At 74.3% G+C, this 23,390-nt stretch carries 27 protein-coding genes; 20 read left to right on the forward strand and 7 right to left on the reverse strand.

Features of this window, described 5'->3' with window-relative positions; genetic code table 11:
- Positions 1-2: 2 nt before the first annotated feature.
- Together SM450_RS06510 and SM450_RS06515 are read right to left on the reverse strand one after the other, a co-directional pair.
- Positions 3-1,241 (reverse strand): MFS transporter, encoded by a 1,239-nt coding sequence (locus tag SM450_RS06510; protein ID WP_474619032.1) that lies wholly within the window; start codon positions 1,239-1,241, stop codon positions 3-5.
- A 129-nt stretch (positions 1,242-1,370) separates the two neighbouring features.
- Positions 1,371-2,147 carry an SAM-dependent methyltransferase gene (locus tag SM450_RS06515; protein ID WP_474618752.1) on the reverse strand — a complete coding sequence of 259 codons (777 nt, stop codon included), beginning with the start codon at positions 2,145-2,147 and terminating at the stop codon, positions 1,371-1,373.
- A 60-nt stretch (positions 2,148-2,207) separates the two neighbouring features.
- Between SM450_RS06515 and SM450_RS06520 the strand changes: the two genes are divergently transcribed.
- The gene (locus SM450_RS06520) at positions 2,208-2,684 is read left to right on the forward strand and encodes a hypothetical protein (RefSeq protein ID WP_474618753.1); all 477 of its coding nucleotides are present in this window, start codon (positions 2,208-2,210) and stop codon (positions 2,682-2,684) included.
- A 53-nt stretch (positions 2,685-2,737) separates the two neighbouring features.
- On the opposite strand, the gene SM450_RS06525 is transcribed toward SM450_RS06520, so the two are convergent.
- Positions 2,738-3,451: a prepilin peptidase gene (locus SM450_RS06525; RefSeq protein ID WP_474619033.1), complete on the reverse strand. Its 714-nt coding sequence runs from the start codon at positions 3,449-3,451 to the stop codon at positions 2,738-2,740.
- Positions 3,452-4,078: 627 nt separating this feature from the next.
- On the opposite strand from SM450_RS06525, the gene SM450_RS06530 reads away from it, so the two are divergent.
- The 12 genes from SM450_RS06530 to SM450_RS06585 all read left to right on the forward strand — a co-directional run bounded on the left by SM450_RS06530 (position 4,079) and on the right by SM450_RS06585 (position 13,022).
- On the forward strand, positions 4,079-4,645 hold the full coding sequence (locus SM450_RS06530) for a hypothetical protein (RefSeq protein WP_474618754.1): 567 nt from the start codon (positions 4,079-4,081) through the stop codon (positions 4,643-4,645).
- The gene (locus SM450_RS06535; protein ID WP_474618755.1) at positions 4,639-5,580 is read left to right on the forward strand and encodes a hypothetical protein; all 942 of its coding nucleotides are present in this window, start codon (positions 4,639-4,641) and stop codon (positions 5,578-5,580) included. The genes SM450_RS06530 and SM450_RS06535 overlap by 7 nt, the downstream gene beginning before the upstream one ends.
- Positions 5,577-6,239, forward strand: a complete 663-nt coding sequence (locus SM450_RS06540; RefSeq protein ID WP_474618756.1) for an SAF domain-containing protein — start codon at positions 5,577-5,579, stop codon at positions 6,237-6,239. Before SM450_RS06535 ends, SM450_RS06540 begins: the two co-directional genes overlap by 4 nt.
- Positions 6,239-7,072 carry a CpaE/TadZ family protein gene (locus SM450_RS06545; protein ID WP_474618757.1) on the forward strand — a complete coding sequence of 278 codons (834 nt, stop codon included), beginning with the start codon at positions 6,239-6,241 and terminating at the stop codon, positions 7,070-7,072. Before SM450_RS06540 ends, SM450_RS06545 begins: the two co-directional genes overlap by 1 nt.
- On the forward strand, positions 7,062-8,606 hold the full coding sequence (locus tag SM450_RS06550; protein WP_474618758.1) for a CpaF family protein: 1,545 nt from the start codon (positions 7,062-7,064) through the stop codon (positions 8,604-8,606). Before SM450_RS06545 ends, SM450_RS06550 begins: the two co-directional genes overlap by 11 nt.
- On the forward strand, positions 8,603-9,505 hold the full coding sequence (locus SM450_RS06555; RefSeq protein ID WP_474618759.1) for a type II secretion system F family protein: 903 nt from the start codon (positions 8,603-8,605) through the stop codon (positions 9,503-9,505). Before SM450_RS06550 ends, SM450_RS06555 begins: the two co-directional genes overlap by 4 nt.
- Positions 9,505-10,365, forward strand: coding sequence for a type II secretion system F family protein (locus tag SM450_RS06560; protein WP_474619034.1), 861 nt, complete (start codon positions 9,505-9,507; stop codon positions 10,363-10,365). The genes SM450_RS06555 and SM450_RS06560 overlap by 1 nt, the downstream gene beginning before the upstream one ends.
- Before the next feature lie 27 nt (positions 10,366-10,392).
- On the forward strand, positions 10,393-10,608 hold the full coding sequence (locus SM450_RS06565) for a hypothetical protein (protein ID WP_474618760.1): 216 nt from the start codon (positions 10,393-10,395) through the stop codon (positions 10,606-10,608).
- Positions 10,609-10,682: 74 nt separating this feature from the next.
- A complete protein-coding gene (locus tag SM450_RS06570; RefSeq protein ID WP_474619035.1) occupies positions 10,683-11,090 on the forward strand; it encodes a TadE family protein in 408 nt (135 codons plus the stop codon).
- The gene (locus tag SM450_RS06575) at positions 11,078-11,557 is read left to right on the forward strand and encodes a TadE/TadG family type IV pilus assembly protein (protein WP_474619036.1); all 480 of its coding nucleotides are present in this window, start codon (positions 11,078-11,080) and stop codon (positions 11,555-11,557) included. Before SM450_RS06570 ends, SM450_RS06575 begins: the two co-directional genes overlap by 13 nt.
- Complete coding sequence (locus tag SM450_RS06580) at positions 11,554-11,979, forward strand: hypothetical protein (RefSeq protein WP_474618761.1); 426 nt, start codon at positions 11,554-11,556, stop codon at positions 11,977-11,979. Before SM450_RS06575 ends, SM450_RS06580 begins: the two co-directional genes overlap by 4 nt.
- 14 nt (positions 11,980-11,993) lie before the next feature.
- A complete protein-coding gene (locus SM450_RS06585) occupies positions 11,994-13,022 on the forward strand; it encodes a LysM peptidoglycan-binding domain-containing protein (RefSeq protein ID WP_474618762.1) in 1,029 nt (342 codons plus the stop codon).
- A 12-nt stretch (positions 13,023-13,034) separates the two neighbouring features.
- Here the strand turns inward: SM450_RS06585 and SM450_RS06590 are convergent, their stop codons facing one another.
- On the reverse strand, positions 13,035-13,886 hold the full coding sequence (locus SM450_RS06590; protein WP_474618763.1) for a Rieske (2Fe-2S) protein: 852 nt from the start codon (positions 13,884-13,886) through the stop codon (positions 13,035-13,037).
- Here SM450_RS06590 and SM450_RS06595 point away from each other — a divergent pair.
- Positions 13,804-14,280, forward strand: coding sequence for a PIN domain-containing protein (locus SM450_RS06595; RefSeq protein ID WP_474618764.1), 477 nt, complete (start codon positions 13,804-13,806; stop codon positions 14,278-14,280). The genes SM450_RS06590 and SM450_RS06595 overlap by 83 nt on opposite strands.
- A 40-nt stretch (positions 14,281-14,320) precedes the next feature.
- Positions 14,321-15,085, forward strand: coding sequence for a crotonase/enoyl-CoA hydratase family protein (locus SM450_RS06600; RefSeq protein WP_474618765.1), 765 nt, complete (start codon positions 14,321-14,323; stop codon positions 15,083-15,085).
- Positions 15,086-15,089: 4 nt separating this feature from the next.
- On the opposite strand, the gene SM450_RS06605 is transcribed toward SM450_RS06600, so the two are convergent.
- Positions 15,090-16,574 (reverse strand): dihydrolipoyl dehydrogenase family protein, encoded by a 1,485-nt coding sequence (locus SM450_RS06605; RefSeq protein ID WP_474618766.1) that lies wholly within the window; start codon positions 16,572-16,574, stop codon positions 15,090-15,092.
- A 66-nt stretch (positions 16,575-16,640) separates the two neighbouring features.
- Between SM450_RS06605 and SM450_RS06610 the strand changes: the two genes are divergently transcribed.
- Positions 16,641-16,790, forward strand: a complete 150-nt coding sequence (locus SM450_RS06610) for a hypothetical protein (RefSeq protein ID WP_474618767.1) — start codon at positions 16,641-16,643, stop codon at positions 16,788-16,790.
- A 10-nt stretch (positions 16,791-16,800) separates the two neighbouring features.
- Here SM450_RS06610 and SM450_RS06615 read toward each other — a convergent pair whose 3' ends face one another.
- Together SM450_RS06615 and SM450_RS06620 are read right to left on the reverse strand one after the other, a co-directional pair.
- The gene (locus tag SM450_RS06615; protein WP_474618768.1) at positions 16,801-18,123 is read right to left on the reverse strand and encodes a cryptochrome/photolyase family protein; all 1,323 of its coding nucleotides are present in this window, start codon (positions 18,121-18,123) and stop codon (positions 16,801-16,803) included.
- On the reverse strand, positions 18,120-19,046 hold the full coding sequence (locus tag SM450_RS06620; RefSeq protein WP_474618769.1) for a phytoene/squalene synthase family protein: 927 nt from the start codon (positions 19,044-19,046) through the stop codon (positions 18,120-18,122). Before SM450_RS06620 ends, SM450_RS06615 begins: the two co-directional genes overlap by 4 nt.
- A gap of 65 nt (positions 19,047-19,111) precedes the next feature.
- Between SM450_RS06620 and SM450_RS06625 the strand changes: the two genes are divergently transcribed.
- Genes SM450_RS06625 through SM450_RS06640 form a run of 4 tightly spaced genes read left to right on the forward strand, consistent with a single transcriptional unit; the run spans position 19,112 to position 23,358 of the window.
- Positions 19,112-20,266, forward strand: a complete 1,155-nt coding sequence (locus SM450_RS06625; RefSeq protein WP_474618770.1) for a polyprenyl synthetase family protein — start codon at positions 19,112-19,114, stop codon at positions 20,264-20,266.
- A 29-nt stretch (positions 20,267-20,295) separates the two neighbouring features.
- Complete coding sequence (gene crtI, locus SM450_RS06630; protein WP_474618771.1) at positions 20,296-21,777, forward strand: phytoene desaturase family protein; 1,482 nt, start codon at positions 20,296-20,298, stop codon at positions 21,775-21,777.
- The gene (idi, locus tag SM450_RS06635; RefSeq protein WP_474618772.1) at positions 21,774-22,421 is read left to right on the forward strand and encodes an isopentenyl-diphosphate Delta-isomerase; all 648 of its coding nucleotides are present in this window, start codon (positions 21,774-21,776) and stop codon (positions 22,419-22,421) included. The genes crtI and idi overlap by 4 nt, the downstream gene beginning before the upstream one ends.
- The gene (locus SM450_RS06640) at positions 22,411-23,358 is read left to right on the forward strand and encodes a MerR family transcriptional regulator (RefSeq protein ID WP_474618773.1); all 948 of its coding nucleotides are present in this window, start codon (positions 22,411-22,413) and stop codon (positions 23,356-23,358) included. The genes idi and SM450_RS06640 overlap by 11 nt, the downstream gene beginning before the upstream one ends.
- The last annotated feature ends 32 nt before the right edge of the window (positions 23,359-23,390 follow it).

Raw genomic sequence — 23,390 nt, forward strand, 5'->3', positions numbered from 1 at the left:
CGTCACGCCTGGCGGTTCCGCTCCGCCCAGCGCACCACCCCCGGCGTCACCAGCCCCACCAGCAGGAAGATCCCACCGAGCAGCAGCCAACCCGGCACGCCCCAGGCGATGCAGAACAGCGCCAGCACGGTCGGCGCCACCACGTTCGCCAGGCCGGTGCCGAACCCGAACAGGCCCATGTACTGGCCCTGCGCGTGGGCCGGGGCGAGGCTGAAGCGCAGCTCCATCGAGCCGGCGGTGTGCCACAACTCGCCGACGGTGTGCACGCAGATGCCGACCCCGATGCCGGCGACCGCGAGCCAGGTGGGCAGCCCGGACGCGACGGCGACGACTGCCATGCCGGCGAGGAAGGCGACGCCGGCCCGGCGTACCGCCCGGCCCGCCGCGTCGCTGCTGTCCACGCCCCGGCTCGCCGGGACCTGGAGCAGCACCACAAGCGCGGTGTTGACCAGGGCCGAAGCGCCGACCAGCCAGCGCGGCGCGTCGGTGTGCCCGACGATCCACAGCGGCAGGGCGAAGAGCAGCACCTGGTGGTGGATCGACATGATGCCGTCGAGGACGGTGACTGCCACGTACCCCCGGTCGCGCACCGCCGCCCAGCGACCGGCGCTCGGCGGTGCGGGCACCGGCGGCAGCGCCGGCAGGGCCGCGACCACCGCCGCGCTCGCGACGAAGCTGAGCGCGTTCGCCGACACCAGCGCCAGATAGGCCGGCCGGGTGTCGAACTGCACGGCGAATCCGGTCGCGACCGCCGCGAAACTGCCGGCCAGATTGGCGACCGAACGCAGATACGCGCGATATCTCGCCAGATCCGCGCCGCCGATGGAACGGACGAGTGGACCGCGCGCCGCGCCCCCGGCGGAACGGGCCATCTCACTCACGCAGAGCGCCACCAGAACCAGCCAGAAACTGCGGACGAACAGCAGCGCGCCCATCGCCGCGCCCTGGGCCACGAGCATCCAGAGATAGACCTCCCGCGGCCCGCGCCGATCGGCGAGGTGCCCCACCGGTACGCCCGCGAGCAGGCCGGTTCCGGCGGCGATGCCCATCCCGAGACCGACCTGGGCCAGCGGCAGACCGACGACGCGGGTGAAGAAGAGCGCGGCGGTGACCATGAAGACACCGCTGCCGATCATGTTGATGAAAGTGGCGATCGCGAGGATCCGCTGTGGACGTGTTTCCGGAACGAGCCCACGCCGGACAAGCGGCTGGGAAATGGGTTTCTCGTCGATTTTGGGCACGGTGGACAATGGCGACCTCCCCGTCGGATCAGCTCGGCGAATCTAACGGGGATTTCCGCCTGCGGTGATCGGCCCGTCGACCGATACCGCACATGCCCGGGGCTTGCTAGGTTTGTTTACGTCGAGAGGTCACCGGCGCACACCCACCCCGCCGTAGCCGTGCGACACCGCCGCCCGCGGCTCACCGTCCGGCCGCCAGTCGGCCAGCCGGACCAGACCGGGTTCCACCAGGTCGTACCCGTCGAGGAAGCGGGCGACGTCGGCGTGGGTGCGGGGCGCCAGCGGCGCACTGCTGCGCCGGTAGATCTCGGTGCCCGCCCGCGCGGGCAGCGGCGGCGCGCCGTCCAGGGTCAGGTGCGAGACGGCGAGCAGGCTGCCCGGGGCGGTGGCGTCACGCAGCCGGGCCACGGCCGCCCACGGGTCCTCCGAGTCGGGCACGAAGTGCAGCACCGCGACCAGCAGCAGCGCCACCGGCTCGGTCAGGTCGAGCGTGGCCCGCACGACCGGGTCGGCAAGCAGCTCGTCGGGCCGCCGCAGGTCACCCCGGACCACCACGGTGCGACCGCCGTCGGTGGGCAGCAGCCGCCGGGCGTACGCGACGGCCACCTCGTCGTGGTCGACGTAGACCACCCGGGCGTCGGGGTGCACCGCACGGACCACCTCGTGCACGTTGCCCTGGGTGGGCAGCCCGGCCCCGACGTCGAGGAACTGGCGTACGCCCTGCTCGGCCGCCCAGCGCACCGCCCGGCGCAGGAAGGCGCGGTTGGTCTGGGCCGCCACCCCGGTGTCCGGGAAGATCTTGAGAACCTCCTCGGCGGCGGCCCGGTCGGCGGCGAAGTTGTGGCAGCCGCCCAGGTAGTAGTCGTACATCCGGGCCACGTTCGGTCGCGTTTCAGCCTCCGTCACGCCCTGATGTGTAGCACTCTGGGCGACACACCGCTGACCCGCCGTTGCGAGGAGGTACCGATGACAGATGGACGGCAGACCGTGGAGGTCGACCCGACCCTGTTCCGCGCCGTCTACGACTCGCCCGCCTCGCTGCCGGGGCGGCACCGGTGGACCACCCCGGACGCGGACGTACGCCGGCTGGAGCGGCTGCTGGAGATTCCGGCGCACAGCATCGGCGCGCCGCTGTGGGTGAGCGGCGACGAGCCGGACTGCCCCAAGTGCGCGCGTCGGGTGACCTGGTACGACATCGTCTCGTCCGCGCTGCACGGGGTGCACGACAAGACGATGATCGCCCGGGTCGTGCTCGGCGAGCGCAAGTACGTGAACACCGAGGTGCCGGACGCGGTGCCGGGCGTCCACTGTGCCGACTGCCGGACTCCGATCGCCGGCCTGCGCAGCTTCAAGTGCCACAACTGGGCGTACGCGTTCGAGGCGCTGGAGAAGATCGTCGAGCAGATGTCGGGCGTGCCGGCCCAGCCGCCCGCCGCCTCCTGAGGGTGTGAGAAGGGGCCCCTTCTATACCGGAGGCGTTAATAAGGGCCCCCTCCTTACATCAGCACCAGGGTGGCGGCGGTGCCCACGATGAGGAACGGTCCGAACGGGAGGTGGCTGGACCAGCGGAGCCGCCGGGTGGCGAGCAGCGCCAGCGCGGCCACCGCGGCGACTGTGAACGCGAGCACCAGCCCGGCCACCAGCACCGGCCAGCCGTACCAGCCGAGCAGCGCGCCGACGCCCAGGGCCAGTTTGGCGTCGCCGAGGCCGAACCCTCGGCTGCCGAACAGCACTGTGGTCGCCGCGAAGCCGGCGCCGAGCGCCAGCCCGGCCGCGGTGGCCCGTAGCCAGGGCGACGGGCCGGGCCCGGCCAGCGCGGCCACCCCGAGCAGCGCCCAGGTGCCGGCCGCGGCGGGCCACGTCAGTTTGTCGGGCAGCCGGTGCGCCGCGGCGTCCACGAGCGCCATCGGCACCGCCCAGGCGAGCCACCAGGCAAGCGCCAGGCGCACGCCGAGCGGCCCGCCGGCAAGCGCCAGCACCGCCACCGCGACGAGCAGCGCCACCTCCGCCACGGCGGGTGGCGCGCCGACCCGGGCACGGCAGGCCGGGCAGCGGGCCGCCGGCCCGAGCGCCGGCAGTGGACGGTCCAGCCCGATCGGCGCGCCGCAGGCGTCGCACCCCGTGCGGTCGGGACGATCCGGCGGTACGGCGTAGCGGGCCACCGCCAGCCGGACCGGCGGCCCGACCGCGAGGGTGGCCAGCAGCCGCACGACCGGGTGGCGGCCGGTGGCCGGCGGGGCGGGGTGGTGGACCCGTTCGGCGGTCACGCCGACTCCTCCGTTCGGATGCCGGCGCTTGCATCCTGCAACACGCAGCGTGACAGGCCACTGATCGCCGTGTTGCGGATGGCGCGGAAAGGGGCGTTCCGGCGGCCGGTTCGAGCGGGGCGGGCCGGGTGCGCCAGATCAGCGGAACGGATCGGACGACCCGGATGGTCCCCACCCATACCGGTGGCCCCGCACCGGGCCGCCGGGGGCGGGCGGAGGGGTGCGGGCGGGCACACGCCTGCGCTCGGCCGGGCCACGGGCGACCTGTTCGTCACCGTCCGGACATCCACCGGCCGCCACCGCCCGTCTTCACTCACCGTGTTCACGTGAATTGCCTCTGTTGCATCGGCGCACGTCAGCCTATGCTCGCCCCTTGGGTACGACGCAACCCCCGATCAATTGGCGTCGGAGGCCGACCGGAGACACCAGTTCCACATTCCCTACTGATCAGCACAGGTAAATGCAAGCGGTGGCGGCCGAGGCCCGGCCGGGCAGATCCGGGCGCGCTTCCGCATGCCCGGAGCGCGTCGACAACGACCGTACCGGGCCGGCACCGAGGAGGGCTCGGCGTTGCGCACATGGCAATCCCGTCGATGGGAAAGCTGCCTGCTCAGCCTGGCGCTTGTGGCCGGTGCGGTCGGGTGCGGCACCGAGCCCGAGGTGGCCGCCCGTCCACTGACCGGCGGCGGCACCGCACCGGCCGCCCATTCCGCCGCCGAGGAGAAGGCGGCCGAAAAATCGGCACTCGCCGCCTATTCCGGCTATCTCGCCGCGTCCCGGGCGGCAAGCGCCCGCAGCGATCCCCGCCATCCCGCACTTGACCGCTTTCTGGCCGATCCGCTGCTGACCCAGGTTCGGTTGGCAATTCGTGACGCGAAGGAGCACGGCGCGATGCGTACCGGAAAACTGGTTTCCACCCCCACCGTCGTCTCGGTCGACCTGGCCGCCCAGCCGCCCACCGTCGAGATCCAGGACTGCCTGGACTCGACCGGCTACCGGCTCGTCTACGCCAAGGACCGCAAGACGGTGCCCGGCAGCCGCGGCGGGCGCTACCTCGCCACCGCGACCGCCGCCCGCTTTCCGGACGGCCGCTGGCTGGTCAAGACCGGCGCCGCGCACCGGGACCAGCCGTGCTGACCTGGGGAGGCGAGGGCGTCCCGGCGCACCGGGCCGGGACGCCCCGCCGGTGGTTCACCGTCGGCCTGGTCGCGCTGCTGACGCTTACCGGCGCGCCCGCGCGGGCCGCCGACCCGGGCGGCTCCTGCACCCCCGACCAGGTTGACTGCGACGTCTGGGACGACGACCCGTCCGTCCCGGGTGGGCCCGGCGGACCGGGCGGCGGGCACGACGGCGGCGGGGACGGCAACGACGGCGGCACCGCGAAGTGCCAGTGGAACGGCCGGGTCGTCCCCTGCTACGACGACATCCTCGGCTGGTTCAACAACGGCGACGGCTGCTACTACAAGCTCGCCTCGCCGCAGGAACCCGCACCCGAGGGCCAGCAGTGGTATACGGCCAGTTGCAACGGTGGCCTCGGCGCCCAGGTGAACGTCCTGCTCGCCGCCCCGCCGCCCGGCTACGGCACGCCCCCCGACCCGGAGGAGCTGGCCCGCCGCGCCCTGGCCTCGATCTCGCTGCTGCCGCCGCGGACGGCGGTCGCGCCCCGGCGCAGCAAGGGACCCGGGCTGGTCGGCCTGCCGGTGTGGATGTGGGCCAGCCCCGGCGCCTCCTACTTCGGGCCGCTGCACGCCTCGGCCTCGGAACGGGGACTCACCGTGGAGATCACCGCGAAGGTGAACCGGATCGTTTGGCACATGGCCGACGGCCTCGACGTCACCTGCCACGGGCCGGGCACGCCCTACCAGGCGGACGGGCCGCGGGCCGGGTCCGCCTCACCCGACTGCGGCCTGCCCAACGGCTACCCGCAGGCGGACACCTACCGGGTCTACGCCACCGCCTACTGGACGGTCGAGTGGTCGTCGAGTGGCGGCGAGAGCGGCGAGATCGCCCAGACCCGGATCAGCGGTGTGGTCCCGGTGCAGATCAACGAACTCCAGGTGGTGACCCGATGAGCATGGTGGCGTCCCGGAACGGGACCCCGGTGGAGGCGCCTGTGGCGCCGCCCAAGGTGGTCCGGCAGCGGCGGATCCGACCCGGCCTGCTCGGCCTGGCGATCCTGCTGATCGCGGTCGGCGGGCTGGGCGCGGCGTTCGCGGTCACCTCGGTGCGGTCCACCGGCAGCTACCTGGCGGTGGCCCGCCCGGTCGAGGTGGGGCAGCAGATCACCGCCGACGACCTGGTGCCGGTCCAGCTCTCCGGCGGACGCGAGCTGCGGCCGGTGCCGGCCGACCGGATGAAGGACCTGCTCGGCCTGCGGGCCGCCGTCCGGCTCACCCCCGGCACGCTGCTCACCACGACCCAGCTCACCGACGCCCCCCTGCTCGGCCCCGGCCAGCAGCAGATCGCGCTGGGGTTGGCCGCCGACCAGGTGCCGGCCCGCAAACTGCACCCCGGCGACAAGGTGCTGCTTGTCAGCACGCCGGACACCGGCACCAGCGGCGCCGAGGCGACGCGCGGCGGCACCCGGTTCGAGGCCACCGTGATCGACACCGCCACGCCGGAGAGCAGTGACGTGGTGATCTACCTGGCGCTTGCCGTCCGGGACGTGCCGGCGGTGGTGGTGCTGGCCGCGGACGACCGGGTCGCGCTCGTGCTTGTCGAGGCGGCCTGATGGCGATCATCGCCCTGGTGTCGGCGAAGGGCTCGCCGGGAGTCACCACCACCGCGCTGGCCGCGGCGCTGAGCTGGCACCGCCGGCTCGTGCTGGCCGAGTGCGATCCCGCGGGCGGCTCGATCCTCGCCGGCTACCTGGGCGGCACGCTCGACGGCCCGCGCGGCATCGGTGAGCTGGCCGTCGGTGAGCTGCGCGACGGCAGCCTGGAGACCGCGTTCTGGTCGCAACTCGTCGACCTGGACGCGCCGCGCCGCGAACGGCTGCTCCTGCCCGGCGTGGTCGACCCGGCGCAGGCCGGCAGCGTGGTGCCGCTCTGGCAGCGCTTCGCCGACTACTTCACCGGACTCGACCGGGGCGTACCCCCCTACGACGTGCTCGTCGACTGTGGCCGGCTGGCGGTCGACGGCCCACCGTGGCCGCTGCTGCGGGCCGCCGCGGTGGTGCTGCTCGTCACCCGCGCGCACCTGCCCGACCTCTCCGCCACCCGGGCCACCGTCCGGGCGATCGAACGGGACCTCACCGAACACCGCGTCCCACCCGGCAACCTGCGGCTGCTCGTGGTTGGGGACGGGCACGGCACCAGCGAGATCAGCAAGGCGCTGCGGCTGCCGGTGATCGCCCGGCTGCCGCACGACCCGCGCACCGCCGAGGTGCTCGGCCACGGCGGCACCGTACGCGCCGGTCGGCCGCTCATGCGCGCGGCCGGCGCGCTCGAGGTGCCGGTCCGGGCGCTGCTGGACCGTCGTCGGGCCCGGCTGGCCTGGCCCGGCGCGACCCCCGCCCGCGCGGTGGGCGCGCCGCTCGCCCCGGAGGTGCCGGGTGCGGTTTGAGCCGGTCTCGCACGACCCGCGCGGGCAGCAGCCCGGGGTCGTCTCCACGGTCCCGCCGCTGGCCCCGCCGAACGCCCGGCACCACGTCGCCGGCCCGGCCCTCCCCGCCGCGCCGCCCGCGTCGCCGCCCCGCCCCCGGGTCGACTTCGCGGTGGTCCGCGAGCTGCGCCGGGAGCTGAGCGAGCGGCTCACCCAGTGGCAGCGCGGGCGGGAGTTCGACGCCGACGCCGAGGAGACCGAGCGGGCCCGGCTGGCTGTCGCGGTGGTTTCCGCGTACGCCGACTCGGTGCGTCGGGCCGGCACGCCGATGCCCGCCGACGCGGAGCGGCTGCTGCTCGACCAGGTGACCGCCGAACTGGTCGGGCTGGGCCGGCTCCAGACGCTGCTCGTCGACGAGACCATCGAGGAGGTGCACATCCTCGGCTGCGACCAGGTACGCATCACCAGGCACGGCGGCGGCGTCGACTGGGCCGAACCGATCGCCGACAGCGACGACGAGCTGGTGGAGATCCTCCAGGCCGCGGCCCGCCGGGCCGGCGCCACCGAGCGGTCGCTCTCCACCTCCAAGCCCACGCTCGACCTGCAACTGCCCGACGGCAGCCGGCTCGCCGCGGTCTTCCTGGTCAGCCACCGTCCCTACGCGGTGATCCGCAAGCACAACACGCTCGACGTGAGCCTGGAGGACATCGCCGGCGGCCGGCCCGACCTGGACGAGATGATCGACCCACTGCTGCGCGACTTCCTCCGCGCGTCCATGCGGGCCGGGCTGAACATCATGGTCGCCGGGCTGGCCGGAGCGGGGAAGACCACTGTCATCCGGGCGCTGATGGACGACATCCCGGCCGACGAGCCGTACGTGCTGCTTGAGGAGAGCCGGGAACTGCTGCCGGCCCGGCGCGGACACAAGCACCGGGCGGTGATGAGCTTCGAGTCCCGGGAGGGGCACGGCGAGCGCGGCGCGGACGGGCGACCCGCAGGTGAGGTGAGCATCGCCGACCTGATCCCGGTGTCGCTGCGGATGGGCGTGCTGCGGATCATCGTCGGCGAGGTGCGGTCCCGGGAGATCGTGCCGATGCTCCAGGCGATGACCACCAGCCGCGGGTCGATGTGCACCATCCACGCCCGTACCCCGGCCGGGGTGAGCGAACGGATCATCGAGCTGGCGCTGTCCCACGGCCGGGAGATGACCGTCGACCAGGCCCGCCGGATGGCGGGCAACGCGCTCGACCTGATCGTCTACGTGACGGTCGAGGACGAGACCGCGATCGGCGGTCGCAAGCACCGCTTCGTCTCGCACGTCGAGGAGGTCATCGGCGTCGGCGAGGGCAACCGGATCACCACCACCACCGTCTTCGGCCCGGGGCCGGACGGCCGGGCGGTCCCCCGTCACCTGCCCGAACGGATCCGAGACCAACTGCTGCGCGTCGGCTACGACGCCCGGCTGCTCACCCGGTTCGTCGAGGCCGGCGTCGGCGCCTGGCGGCGGCCCCGCCACACCCGCCTCGGGCGGCGGCCGAGCGGGGGTCAGGCGTGACGCAGATCGAGCTGATCGCGCTTGTGTCCGGCGCCGCCTGCGTGGCCGGGCTGGTGCTCGCCGTGGTCGCGCTTGTCGGCACCCGCCGGCCGCCCAGGTCGACGCCGGGCGACGCCGGGCCGGGCCTGAGCCGGCTCTGGACCGGTTCCGGGGCCGGCCGCGCCGAACAGCGACGCCACCAACTCCTGCTCGGCGGCGCCGTGGCCGCCGGGGCACTGGCGTTCCTGATCACCGGGCTGCCGGTGGTGGGCCTGCTGGTGGCGCTCGCGGTGCCCGGCGTGCCGTGGCTGTTCGCGGTCGGCCGGGCCGAGCAGCGGGCCATCGCCCGGGTCGAGGCGGTCGGCGAGTGGACCCGTCGGCTCAAGGACATCTCCGGCACCGGGCAGGGGCTCCAGCAGGCCATCGTCGGCACCATCACCACCGCACCGGAGGAGATCCAGGAGGAGGTACGCACGCTCGCCGCCCGCCTCCAGGCCGGCTGGCTGGCGAAATCCGCGCTGCTCGCGTTCGCCGACGAGATCGCCGACCCAGTGGCAGACCAGGTGGTGGCCGCGCTGATCCTGCACCTGACCGACCGGGGCGAGCGCCTCGGTGACGTGCTCGGCTCGATCGCCGGCGCCGCCTCCGCCGAGGTGGCCACCCGGCGCGAGGTCGAGGCCAAGCGGACCCAACCCCGGTTCGCGGTCCGCTTCCTCACCGGGATGACCCTGGCCACGCTTGCGTACGGGCTTGTGAACAACGACTACATCCGTCCCTACGGGACCTTCACCGGGCAGCTCGTGATGGCGGTGCTCGGCGCGGCCTTCATCGGGCTGCTGGTCTGGGTGCGGTCGATGAGCCAGCCGCCGCGCCCCGCGCGTTTCCTGCCGGCCCCCGACCCGGAGGAGGCGATCGCATGATCATGAATTGGCAGCTCGTGATGGCCGTGGTCGGTGGGGCGGCGGTCGGGCTCGGCCTGTTCCTCGTGGTCCGCGAGGCGCTGCCGGCCACCCCGGCGCTCGGCCCGGCCCTGCGCCGGCTGCACCAGCCGCCCGGCCAGGCCCCGGTGGCCGGCGCCGGGCCGGACTGGCTCGGCGGCTTCGCCCGCTGGCTGCGCCCGCCGACCCGGCAGCTCGCCCTGCTCGACCGGACCCCCGAGCAGTACGCCCTGTCGGTGCTGCTCTCCGCGCTCGTCGGCTTCGCCACCCCGGCGGTCGTCTCGGCCGTGCTCTTCCTGGGCGGGGTGTCCGTGCCGGTGGTCGTACCGGTGCTGGCAAGCCTCGGGATGGCGCTGCTCGCCGGTCTGATCGCGCACCGCTCGGTGCTGACCAAGGCGGACGCCGCGCGGGACGAGTTCCGGCAGGCCGTCTGCACCTACCTCGACCTGGTGGCGTTGCAGCTCGCCGCCGCGCACGGCCCGGTGCAGTCGCTGGAGCGCGCGGCGACGGTCTGCGACGGCTGGGTCTTCGACCGGATCCGGGAGGCGTTGCGGCTCGCCCAGCTCCAGATGCACTCGCCGTGGGACGAGTTGCAGGAGCTGGCCGACCGGATCGGCATCCCGGAGCTGGGCGACGTGGGCGCCATCATGCGGTCCTCCGGCAGCGAGGGCGCCCAGGTGCACGAGACGTTGCGCGCCCGCGCCGACTCGCTGCGCGACCAGATCCGCACCGACAACCTGACCCGCGCCGAGGGGGTGACCAGCAAGTTGGACATCCCCGGTTCGCTGCTGGTCTTCGTCCTGCTCGGCTTCGCCGTCTATCCGTTCCTCGCCCGCCTGTGACACCCACCCCCGAGAAGGAGCAAGGCCATGCAACTCCTCAGCACCTACGTCTACGCGGCGGTCCGGAGCCGCGTCGCCGAGCTGCGTGACCGCGCCGAGCGCGGCGACAGCCCGGTGCCGACCGCTGTCATCATCTTCGGCCTGGTCGCGGTGGCGGTCATCGTCACCGGAATCGCCCTGACCAAGGCGCGGGACTGGATGACGAGCATCCCCGACCACAAGGACCCGGTGGAGACCAAGTGACGTCCCGCCCGGCCCGTACGGCCCGGAACCGGCCGGCTCGCGCCGGCCGGTCCGGTCCGCGCGGCCCGGGGCGGATCGTCGCCGCGCTGCGCGCCCGCCTCGCCGCGGGCGGGCGCGAGCGGGGCGCCAACCCGGTCGAGCTGGCCGTGATGATGCCGGCGATCATGGTGCTGCTCTTCGGCTCGATCCAGGTCGCCGTCTGGTTCGTCGCCCGGTCCACCGCGCTGAACGCGGCGCAGACCGGGGTGAACGCCCAACGCACGTACGACGCCGCGCCGGACGCCGGGCGGGAGCAGGCGCGCACCTTCCTGCGCCGATCCGGTGACTGGCTCGTCGGCTGGGACAAGACCGAACCGACCTGCGTGCGGACCGACGCCGACGTCACCTGCACGGTGCGCGGGCGGTCCCTGTCGGTCGTTCCCGGCGTCGACTTCGAGGTCGTGCAGACCGCGCACGGCCCCACCGAACGCTGGACGGGGTGAGGCCGGTGCCACGGGACCGGGGTTCCGTCTCGATCGAGGTGGCGGTGCTCGCCCCCGCCTTCATCGGGCTGATGGTGCTGGCCGGGGTGGTCGGCCGGACCGCCGTCGCCGACGAGGCGGTGGAGTCCGCCGCGCACGACGCCGCTCGGGCCGCCTCGCTCGCCCGGACCGCCGCAGACGGCCGGAAGGCGGCCGAGAAGGCGGCCCGGGACCAGCTCAACTGGTCCGGGCTGCGCTGCACCGCCCCGCCGACGCTGGGCCTGACCGGGTCGGTGGCCGGCAAGCCGACGAGCTTCAACCGGGCGTACCGGAGCGCGGCAGGCGTGCCGGCGACCGTCACGGTGTCGGTGACCTGCACCGTCTCCTTCGAGGACATGCGCGCGCCCGGGCTGCCCGGGGTGCCGGGCGGCAAGACCGTCTCGGCGCGCTTCACCTCTCCGCTCGACACCTACCGGAGCCGGGGATGACGCGGCGCGGCCCGGAGAGCGGCCGGGTGAGCCTCTTCCTGGCGGTGGCGATGACGGGCGTGCTGGCGATCGTCAGCCTCGCCTACGACGGCGCCGGGCAACTGCGCACGCTGCAACGCGCCGACAACCTGGCCGCCGAGGCGGCCCGCAGCGGCGGCCAGATGATCGACCGTGCGAGCGCCATCGACGGCGGCCCGAAGCGGATCGACCAGGTCGCCGCCCGCACGGCCGTCGCCGACTACCTGAAGACCGCCGGCGGCGTGGCCGACCACGAGGTGGACTTCCCCGTGGTCGGCGTCGAGACCCAGATCCGGGTACGCGTCCGGATCACCTACCGCCGGGACCTGCTCGGTCTCTTCGGCGTGCAGAAGACCGCCACCGTCACCGGTGAGGCCACCGCTCGGGGGCTCACCGGACCGTAGGAAGGAAGGTCGCCATGGGTGCACCGGGACGCTCCGCCGTCCGCCGCGCCGGGCAGGTCCTCACCGGGCTCGGCGCACTCGTCGTACTCGTCGGGGTGCTGGCCGGCGGGCCGATCGCGTTGCTGGCCTTCGCCGGCAACCCGCTCCCCGACCACCTGCCCACGCTCGCCGAGGTGGGCACGGCGTTGACAAGCCGCGACGACGGGCAGCTCTTCCTGCGGGCGCTTGCCGTAGTGGGCTGGTTCGGTTGGGCCACGTTCGCGTTCTCGGTGGTGGTGGAGCTGCTGGCGTCGGCGGTGCGCCGGCCCGCGCCGAAGCTGCCCGGGATGCGCCGCCAGCAGCGGGCCGCCGCCGCGCTCGTCGGTTCGGTGGCGCTGATCCTGGCGGCCAGCCCGGCCGCGGCGAGCGCCGCCGCGCTCACCGCCCCGCAGCCGGCGGTCGCCGCCCCCGCCGTCAGCACGGCGTACGCGGCACCGCACGTCGCCGCGCCGGCGCGGGCCGCGCCGGACGCCACCGGCCCGGCCGTGTACCGGGTGGCGAAGGGTGACTACCTGGGTGAGGTGGCCGACCGTTACCTGGACGACTTCGACCGCTACCGGGAGCTGGCCCGGATGAACCGGCTCGCCGACCCGGACCGGATCCGCCCCGGCCAGCTCATCGAGCTGCCCGGCGGCGCGGTCGACGACGGCGCCCGGCGGCACGCCACCGGCCGGCTTGTGGTGCGGCCGGTCCGGCCCGCACCGGTGAAGCCCGCCGAGGGCGGGGCGTCCTCGACCGCGCCGCAGCCCGCGCCGCAGCCCGCGCCGGACACGTCCGCGCAGGACACCACGCCGACCGTGGAGGCGCCGGAGGGCCAGCCGCCGGCCATGGCGGCGGGCGCGTCCCGGCCCACGGCCGAGGAGGGCATCAACCGTCCACTTGCCATCTCGGCGGTGCTGGCGGTGGCAAGCATCGTGGGCGCGCAGATCGGCGCCGTCCTCGGGCTGCGGCGCCGGCCGGTGCCGGCGCGTGCGCTCGGCAACGGGCGGCACCGCCGGGACTGAGGGCCGCCCCGATCAGGGCAGGCGGGCCTCGACCCGGCCGGCGACCACGCGGGTGGGGAGCACGACCTGGTCGTTGGCGGCCGGGCCGCGCGCCACCTGGCCGCTGTCGAGCCGGAACGCGCTGCCGTGCCATGGGCAGACCACGCAGGCGTGACCGTCGATCTGCTGCACCTCGCCCTCCCCGAGCGGGCCGCTCTGGTGCGGGCAACGCTCAAGCATCACGGTGACGTCGTCGCCGTGCCGGTAGAGGAGCACCGAGACGTCGTCGATCTTCCGGGTGACCGGCTGGCGTTGCGGCAGGTCGCCCAGGTCGCCCACCGAATGCCAGCCGCCGCCGATCAGGTGCAGCTCGGAGATGCTCTGGCTGACCTGGGCCCCCTGCTTGTACGCGAGGTGCCCACCCAGGTACGCGCCGCCGCTCGCCGCGGACAGCCCCAGGTAGGCGAGGGCCCGGCCGAGCCCGTGCCGCCCGTTGAGCCGGGCCGCGAGCGAGCCGGCGTAGAGGGTCAGGCCGACGATGTTGGCCCCGGCGTGCACCAGCCCGACCCGGCGCTGGTCACGGGAGAGCGCCGCCCAGTCGTTCCAGCCGGCGACCGCGGCCGGCAGCGCGCTCACCGTGCCGAGCCCGACCAGGGCGGTGGCGGCCCGGCGCTGGCCGGGCAGCAGGTCCACCACGGCGGCGGAGATCCACGCGCCGACCGGCACCTGCACCATCGCGGGGTGCAGCGGATGGCCCAACCAGACGCCGTGCAGCGCGTCCCGGACCCGTTGCGAACGCAGCGTGCCCTGGACGGCACGCTGCAACCGGTCACCCACCCGGTCGAGACCGGAGGCCTGTTCGAGTTTCGTCAGTAGTTCGCGCACCTTGTGCGACTTCCCGGCCGGAGAGGACCCAAACCGGACGCCGGGGAAAAACCCGCCCAACCGTGCGCCCGTCGCGAATCGAACCCTCGTCGAACTGGAATTTCTCTACACCGCCCGGTCCGTCGCCGACCGCGCACAACTTGACGAGCGGCTCCGGGCGGTCTTCGGGTGGGTGGCGATGCCCGACCGGATCTACGAACGGGCCGCCGAGACGCAGCACGAGTTGACCGCCCAGGGCACACATCGGTCAGCCGGCGCCGTCGACCTGCTCATCGCCGCCACCGCCGAATACCACTGCCTCTCGTTGCTGCACTACGACCGGGACTTCGATCAGGTCGGCGCCGTCACAGGTCAGCCGATGCGCTGGCTGGCCCCACCCGGCGCGATCAAGTAGGCGGTGGCGCGGTGTGCGGCGGGGCGGGCATGCTTGGGGGATGGGGGTTCGCGTCGAGCGTGCGGGTGACGTGACCACTGTGATCCTGGACCGGCCGGAGGCCCGCAACGCGGTGGACGGGCCGACCGCCCGGGCGCTTGCCGACGCGTTCCGCGCGTTCGACGCCGACCCGGACGCGGCGGTCGCCGTGCTCTGGGGCGCGGGCGGCACGTTCTGCTCCGGCGCCGACCTCACGGCGATCGGCACGCCGCGCGGCAACCGGGTCGAGGCCGAGGGCGACGGCCCGATGGGCCCCACCCGGATGTCGCTGTCCAAGCCGGTCGTCGCCGCGATCTCCGGGTACGCGGTGGCCGGCGGGCTGGAGCTGGCGCTCTGGTGCGACCTGCGGGTCGCCGAGTCGGACGCCACGCTCGGGGTGTTCTGCCGGCGGTGGGGCGTACCACTCATCGACGGTGGGACGGTGCGGCTGCCCCGGCTGATCGGGGAGAGCCGGGCGATGGACCTCATCCTCACCGGGCGTCCGGTGCCGGCCGACGAGGCGTACGCGATGGGTCTGGTCAACCGGCTGGTCGCGCCCGGTGCGGCCCGGGCGGAGGCCGAGCGGCTGGCCGCCGAGATCGCCCGGCACCCGCAGACCTGCCTGCGCAACGACCGGGCGGCGCTGCTCGGCGGCGCCGGCCGGCCCGAGCCGGAGGCGCTCGCGGTGGAGTTGGCCCACGGCATGGAGTCGCTGGCCGTGGACGGGGTACGCGGCGCCGGCCGGTTCGCCGCCGGCGCCGGCCGGCACGGCGCACCGGCCGGCTGACCGCTCACCTCAGGTTGCGCAGCGCGTCCTCGATCGCCCGGTGGAACGTCGGGTACGCGTAGATCATGTGCCGGAGCTGGCTGATCGGCACCGCCGCGTGCACGGCCACCACAAGCGCGGAGAGCACCTCGCCGCCGGCCGGGCCGGCCGAGGTGGCGCCGACGAGCACGCCCTGGTCCGCGTCGGCGACCAGCTTGATGAAGCCGGCGTTGCCGGTCTTGTGGATCCAGCCCCGGGTCGACGAGGTCAGGTCGGTGTGGCCGACCTGGACGTTGATGCCCCGGTCGCGGGCCTGCTGCTCGGTCAGGCCGACCGCGCCCACCTCGGGGTCGGTGAACGTGACCCGCGGCAACGCCCGGTAGTCGGCGACCGGTACGCTGCCCGGCGCGACACTCGACCCGCCCGCGCTCATCGCGCCGCCGACGGAGCTGACCACGCCGGCCGCGCCGCCGACGACGCTCGCGGTGCCGCTGGCGTCCGGGCCGCCGTTGGTACGCCGCATGTGGTCGAGCACGTCGGCCACCACGATGCCGGCCTGGTACATGGCGATGTGGGTGAACGCGCCCTCGCCGGTGAGGTCACCGACCGCCCAGATGCCCTCGGTGACGTGCATCCGGTCGTTGACCGGCAGGTAGCGCTGCCGGGCGTCCACGCCGACGGTGTCCAGCCCCAACTCCTCCAGGTGCGCCCGGCGGCCGGTCACCACGAGCAGCTTCTCGCCGGTGAACGTGGCGCCGTCGCCGTGGATGGTGAAGGTGCCGTCGTCGTGGCTGACCCGGCCGGCCTTGACCCCGGTGTGGATCTCCACCCCGTCGGCGCGCAGCGCCTCGGCGGCGAGCGCGGACGCCTCCGGCTCCTCGACGGCGAGCACCCGGTCGGCGGCCTCGACCACGGTGACCCGGACGCCGAACCGGGCGAACACCTGGGCCAGCTCCAGGCCGATCGCGCCGCCACCGAGCACCAGCAGCGTGCCGGGCAGCTCCTCGACCTCGATGGCCTGGTGGTTGGTCCAGTAGGGCGTGTCGGTCAGCCCGTCCACAGGCGGGACCGAGGGCCGGGTGCCGGTGCCGAGGACCACTCCGAAGCGGGCCTCGAAGACCTGGTCGCCGACGCGTACCCGGTTCGGGCCGTCGAGCCGGCCGCTGCCGCGCACGAACCGGCCGCCCCTGCCGGTGAAGCGGTCCACCGCCGCCCGGTCGTCCCAGGTGTCGGTGGCCTCCTCGCGGATCCGCTTCGCCACCGGCGCCCAGTCGGGTCGCACCTCGGCGGACCCGGCCAGCTCGTTGACCCGGTGCGCCTCGGCCAGCGCGTTGGCCGCCCGGATCATCATCTTGCTCGGCACACACCCCCAGTAGGGGCACTCGCCGCCGACCAGGTCCCGTTCGATGCCGACCACGCTCAGGCCGGCATCGGCGAGCCGGCCGGCCACCTCCTCGCCGCCGACGCCGAGCCCGACCACGACCACGTCCACCAGTTCCGGCTCTGCCATCCCGCAAGCATTCCGCACCGCCGGGGTGGACGGCCACCGGACCCGACCGGAATTCCCCCGCCGGTAATGAGTGCGAGCTGGGGCATGGGCGGGATCGGCGGCAGCAGCGCCTGGGCCGACCCGGAGCGCGGCTACACCTTCGCGTACGTGACGGCCCGGCTGGCAGAGCACGACCGGGTGGACGAGCTGGCCGAGGCCTTGCACTCCTGCCTGTGACCGGGTGCGGTCAGCGCATCCAGACCGGGTCGCTGCCGGGAACGTCGAGCGGCGGCGGGTAGTCGAGCGTGCGGCGTATCCCGTCGGGCAGCCGCCACGGCTGGTGCGCCGCCTTGCCCGCCACCGACTCCAGCTCCGGCACCCACCGCCGCACGTACGCGCCGTCCGGGTCGTAGCGCTCGGCCTGGCGCACCGGGTTGAAGCCCCGGTAGGGGCGGCTGTCGTTGCCGGTGCCGGCCACCCACTGCCAGTTGCCGGAGTTGTTGACCCGGTCGCCGTCGAGCAGCCAGCGGAAGAAGACCTCAAGCCCGGACCGCCAGTCCAGCCCGAGGTGCTTGGTCAGGTAGCCGGCGGTGATCAGCCGGGCGCGGTTGTGCATCCAACCCTCGGTACGCAGTTGCCGCATGCCGGCGTCCACGATCGGCATCCCGGTGCGCCCCTCGGTCCAGGCCGCCAGCGCGGCCGGGTCGTCCCGCCATACCTCCCGGGCGCCCCGCCGGTACGCAGTCGTGCTCAGGTCCGGGAAACCGGCGACGACCTGGTGGTAGAAGTCGCGCCAGCAGAGCTGCCGGACGAACGGCCCGTCGCGGTCGCCGGCCCGGTTCGCCACCGCGAGCGGGGAGACGCAACCCCACCGCAGGTACGGGCTGAGTCGCGAGGTGTCGTCGCCGGCCATGTCGTCGTGGATGTCGTCGTACCTGTCGAGGGTGGGCAGCCACGCGGTGAGCCGGCGCCTGGCGACGCTCTCCCCGCCGGTGGCGGCGTCCAGGCTGTCGCCCTTCGGCGGCTCCGGCAGCCGGCCCGGGTCGACGCCCTCGGGCAGCCGGATCCGCTTCGGCGCGGCGAGTTCCGCGCGGAGCTTCACCCCCTGCCAGGCGCGGAAGTAGGGGCTGAAAACCCGGTAGTGGTCGCCGCCGCTGGGCCGGAGCGCGCCCGGGTCGACGATCGTCAGCCCGGGGAAGAGCCGCAGGAACATCCGGTGCCGCTCGCACTCGGCGCGCAGGCGGCGTTCCCGGCGGTGGGCGTGGCGGCTCACGTCGGCGGAGAGCCCGATGCCCTCGGCGCCCACCTCGCGGGCCAGCTTCACCGTCTCGGCCACCGGGTCGCCGCGCCGGACCACCAGGTCGCCGCCGCGCCGGCGGAGCGCCTCGCGCAGCTCGGCCAGGCTATGGTGGAGGAAGCGGGTGCGGTTCGGCGAGAGCTTCCCCAGCGTCGGGTCGAGCACGTACAGCGGCACCACCCGGTCGAACGCCGACGCCGCCGCGGCAAGCGCCGGGTGGTCGTGCACCCGCAGGTCGCGGGTGAACAGCACGACCGCCGTACGCTCGGTCATCCGGCCACGGCCGACGCCGGCGCCGGACCGGGCACCCGCACCGGCGTGCCGGCGGGCGTGAGCAGCGCCCGCGCGGCCACCGCCATCCGCCGCCGCTGCGGGACCAGGGCACGGCGGACGAAGACGTCGAAGCCCTGCCCGGCCACCTCGTCGAGGATCCCGCCGTAGAGCGCGTACGCGGTGCGCATGCAGGCCTGTGAGGCGGGGTTGAGCAGCGGGATGCCCGGCGCGGCGGCGAGGTAGTGGGCCTGCGCGCGGGTCACCTCGTACTCGGTCAGCTCGCGGATCGCCGGCGTGGCGCGGCCGGCGGCCTGGGCGGCGAGCAGGTCGTCGCGGGTCACGTCGAACTTGGCCAGGTCCTCGTCGGGCAGGTAGGTCCGGCCCCGGTCGAGGTCCTCGGCGACGTCCCGGATGAAGTTGGTGAGTTGGAACGCGAACCCGAGCTGCCGGGCCGGCTCCCGGGCGGCGGCCGGGTCGGAGCTGCCCAGGATCGGCAGCATCATGGTGCCGATGACGGCGGCCGAGCCCTCCATGTAGTCGAGCAGGTCGTCGTAGGTCGGGTACGACGTGACCGTCAGGTCCATCGCCATGCTGCGCAGAAACGACGCGAAATCGTCGCGGTCCAGGTCGAACACGGCGATGGTGTGCAGCACCGCGGGGAGCAGCGGGTCGTCGACCGACGCACCGTGCAGGCCGGCGACGAAGCGGTCGGACCACTCGCGCAGCCGAGCGGCGCGCTCGGCGGGCGGCAGGTCCTCGGTGCGGTCGACGATCTCGTCCGCGTAGCGGGTGAACCCGTACAGCGCGTGCACATGCCGTCGTTTCCATGCGGGGAGCAGCCGGGTGGCGAGATAGTAGGTGCGGCCGTGCCGCCGATGCAGCTCGCGGCAGCGGTCATAGGCAGCGGTGAGATCGGTGTCCACCGGACCCCTCCTCGTTTCGACGCAGAAATCGACGCAACTCGTGAGCCTAGGGTACGCTCCTCCGCATGGCCAACGACGCAGTTGCGGATAACGCGCTCCGCGTCGCGCCGGCACAGCCGGAAGCGACTGACGATCCGGTCCACGGCGTACTGGCCGCGTTCACGAAAGACCTGGTCACGGGCGTCGACGACACCCTGACCGCGTTCCTGGCCACCGAGGTCGAATCGCTCACCGAGATCGACGCGGCGATGGGTGGTTTCGCCGCATCGGCCCGCGATTCCGTGCTGGCCGGCGGCAAGCGGGTGCGCCCCACGTTCGCCTACTGGGGCTGGCGGGGCGTGCTCGGCGTCGACGGATCGCTGCCCTCGGTGCTGCCCGCCCTCGCCGCGCTGGAACTGCTGCACACGTTCGCGCTCGTGCACGACGACGTGATGGACGCCTCCGACGTCCGGCGCGGCCGGCCCACCGCGCACCGGGCCGCCGCCGCCCGGCACCGGGCCGCCGGTCACACCGGCGACCCCGACCGGTACGGCGAGGCGGTCGCCGTGCTCATCGGCGACCTCTGCATGGTCTGGGCCGACCGGCTCATGGGGCGGGCCGCCGTGCCGGCGGACCGGCTGCTCGACGTGCGCCGCTGCTACGACCAGATGCGGGTGGAGACAGTCGCCGGGCAGTTCCTGGACGTGCTCGGCGAGAACGACGCGGCGAACTGGTCGGTCGACCGGGCGCTGCGGGTGGCCCGCTACAAGACCGCCAGCTACACCGTCCAGCGCCCACTGCTCTTCGGCGCCGGGCTCGCCGGCGCCGACGCGGACGGCCCGCTTACCGCCGCGTACACCCGCTACGGGCTGGCCGTCGGCGAGGCGTTCCAGCTCCGCGACGACCTGCTCGGCGTCTTCGGCGACCCGGCGACCACCGGCAAGCCGGCCGGGGATGACCTGCGCACCGGCAAACCCACCCCCCTGCTCATGCTGGCCCGGCAGCTCGCCGACCCGGCACAGCGCCGCGCCCTGGACCGGGCCGGCGCGGTAAGCGGCACGCGCGAGCTGGCCCGGCTTGCCGATGTGGTCCGGGACACCGGCGCGGCGGCCCGGGTGGAACGGATGATCTCCGAACGGGTGGCTGAGGCGCTGTCCGCGCTCGACACCGCACCCATCGACGAGACGGCGCGCACGGCGCTCACCGGTCTCGCCACCGCCGCCACCGAACGGCGGTCCTGATGAGGAACCTCGCGAACAAGGGAGCCGGAATGCGCACCGTCAACGGACGGACCGACCGCGTGGTCGTGGTCGGCGCCGGGCTGGGTGGGCTGGCCTGCGCGCTGCACCTGGCGGGCAGCGGCCGGCAGGTGACCGTGCTGGAACGCGAGCCGGTGCCGGGTGGGCGCGCCGGTCGGCTCAGCGTCGACGGGTACGAGTTCGACACCGGTCCGACCGTCCTCACCATGCCCGACCTGATCGCCGAGGCGCTCGGCGCGGTGGGCGAGGAGCTGACCGACTGGCTCGACCTGACCCCGCTCGACCCGGCGTACCGCGCCTACTACCCGGACGGGTCGACGCTCGACGTCATCACCGACACCACCCGGATGGCCGCCGAGATCTCCCGGGTGTGCGGACCCCGCGAGGCGGACGGCTATCTGCGCTTCGTCGACTACGCCCGCGACCTCTGGCGGTGGGAACGGGCCGACTTCATCGAACGCAACCTCGACGCGCCGACCGACCTGCTCACCGGCAACCTGCTGAAGCTGTTCGCCAACGGCGCGTTCCGGCGACTCCAGACGAAGATCAACCAGTTCTTCCGCGACCCGCGTACCCAGCGGATCTTCTCCTTCCAGGCGATGTACGCGGGCCTGTCACCGCACGACGCGCTGGCGATCTACACCGTCATCGCGTACCTCGACTCGGTGGCCGGGGTGAGCTTCCCGCGCGGCGGCATCCACGCGGTCTCCCGCGGCATGGCCGGCGCGGCCGAGAAGCACGGCGTGCAGATCCGGTACGGGACCACGGTGACCCGGGTCGAAACCGCCCACGGCCGGGCCACCGGCGTGATCACCTCCGACGGCGAGGTCGTTCCGGCCGACGTGGTGGTGCTCAACCCCGACCTGCCGGTCGCCTACCAGGAGTTGCTGCCGGAGAGCCGCCAGCGGCGGCTCACCTACTCGCCTTCCTGCGTGGTGCTGCACGTCGGATCCACGCAGGGCTATGGCAAGATCGCCCACCACAACATCCACTTCGGACGCTCCTGGAAGGGCACGTTCGACGAGGTGATCCGCCGAGGCGAGCTGATGACCGACCCGTCGCTGCTTGTGACGAACCCGAGCCGCACCGACCCGTCGGTGGCACCGGCCGGCAAGCACACCTACTACGTGCTGGCCCCGGTGCCGAACCTCGACCGGGCGCCGTTCCACTGGCCCGGCGACCTCACCGACCGCTACGCCGACCAGCTCGTGCGCACGCTTGAGGAACGCGGCTACGTCGGCTTCGGCGACGGCATCGAGGTGCTGCGCGCCGTCACCCCGGCCGACTGGGCGGCGCAGGGCATGGCCGCCGGCACGCCGTTCGCCGCCGCGCACAGCCTCTTCCAGACCGGCCCGTTCCGCCCGTCGAACCTGCACCGGACACTCGGCAACGTGGTCTTCGTCGGCTCCGGCACCCAACCCGGCGTGGGCGTGCCGATGGTGCTGATCAGCGGCAAGCTCGCCGCCGCCCGGATCACCGGGGAGGGTTCGTGACCGCGCGGGAGGACCACCTGGTCGAGCTGGTCGACGACGGCGGCCGGGTCGTCGGCGAGACAAGCGTGGCCACCGCCCACCAGCCGCCCGGCCGGCTGCACCGGGCCTTCTCGGTGCTCCTGGTCGACCCCGCCGGGCGGGTGCTGCTCCAGCGGCGGGCCGCGGTGAAGACCCGGTTCCCGCTGCGCTGGGCCAACTCCTGCTGCGGTCATCCGCTGCCCGGTCAGTCGCTGACCGAGGCCGCCAACCGCCGCCTCGCCGAGGAACTCGGCCTCGGACCGCTCGACCTCACCGAGGTGGGGATCTACCTCTACTACGCCGAGGACCCGGCCACCGGTCGGGTCGAGTTCGAGTACGACCACGTGCTGCGCGCCGACGTGCCCGCCGACCTGCCCACCCGGCCCGACCCGGACGAGGTGGCCGAGCTGCGCTGGGTCGATCCGGAGACGGTGGCGGCCGATCTCGACGCGGACCCCCGCGCGTACGCCCCCTGGCTGGGCGGCGTGGTGAACCGGCTGCTGCACCCGGCCGACCCGGCCCGGTCCGAGGTCACGGCCGACCCCGCCCGGTCCGCTGCGCCGGCCGACCCGATCCGGTCCGGCGCGCCGGCCGCCGAGGCACCGGAGCGGTCGGGTGGCCGATGAGGCGCTGAGCGCGGGGGTCGTCGCGCGCCGGCTCGGCGTGGCCGTCACCACGCTGCGGACCTGGCACCAGCGCTACGGCCTCGGTCCCAGCGAGCACGTGCCGGGCCACCACCGGCGCTACACGCCCGCCGACCTCGCTCGACTGGAGATCATGCGGCGGCTCACCGCCGAAGGGGTCGCGCCCGCCGAGGCGGCTCGCTGGGCCCGGCAGGCGCCGACCGTACTCCCGCCGGAACGGCTCGGGCTGAAGGCCGGCCACCTGACGGTCCGCGACGGCGGTGGCGCCACCATCCCGGTCGGCCGCGCCGGGCCGGTCGCACGTGGCCTGGCCCGGGCCGCCATGCGGCTGGACTCGGTGACGATCGCCCGCACCATCGCCGACGCCGTCACCGCGGACGGGGTGGTGGCGACCTGGGAGGGACTGCTCCGGCCGGTGCTCGCCGGCATCGGGGAACGACACGCGGCCACCGCCGGGCTGATCGAGGTGGAGCATCTCGTGTCCCGGTGCGTCTCCGAGGCGTTCGCCGCGGTGGCCCGAACACACCCGACCGCCGGGCCGCCCCGGATCCTGCTCTCCTGCGCCGACGAGGAACAGCACTCCCTGCCGTTGGAGGCGCTGGCCGCCGCGCTCGCCGAGACCGGTGTGAGCTATCGCATGCTCGGTGCCCGGATGCCCGTGGCCGCCCTGGTCGAGGCGGTCAACCGGACCGGGCCGGCGGCCGTGGTGCTCTGGTCGCACACCCGCGCCACCGCCGACCCGCGCCAGCTCGCCGCGCTGCTGGCCGTCCCCCGCCGGCCGCTGCTGGTGCTCGCCGCCGGGCCGGGCTGGCGGGCGGACTCGCTGCCGGCCGGGGTGGTCCGCCCGGTCGACCTGGCCGAGGCGCTCTCGCTGGCCGTGGCCGTACGGGATTCGCTCGACCAGTCGGCGGCCGGCTGACGCCCCCTCTCCCACTCGGGGGTGGCGTCCAC

It is taken from the genome of Micromonospora marincola (genome assembly GCF_056150385.1).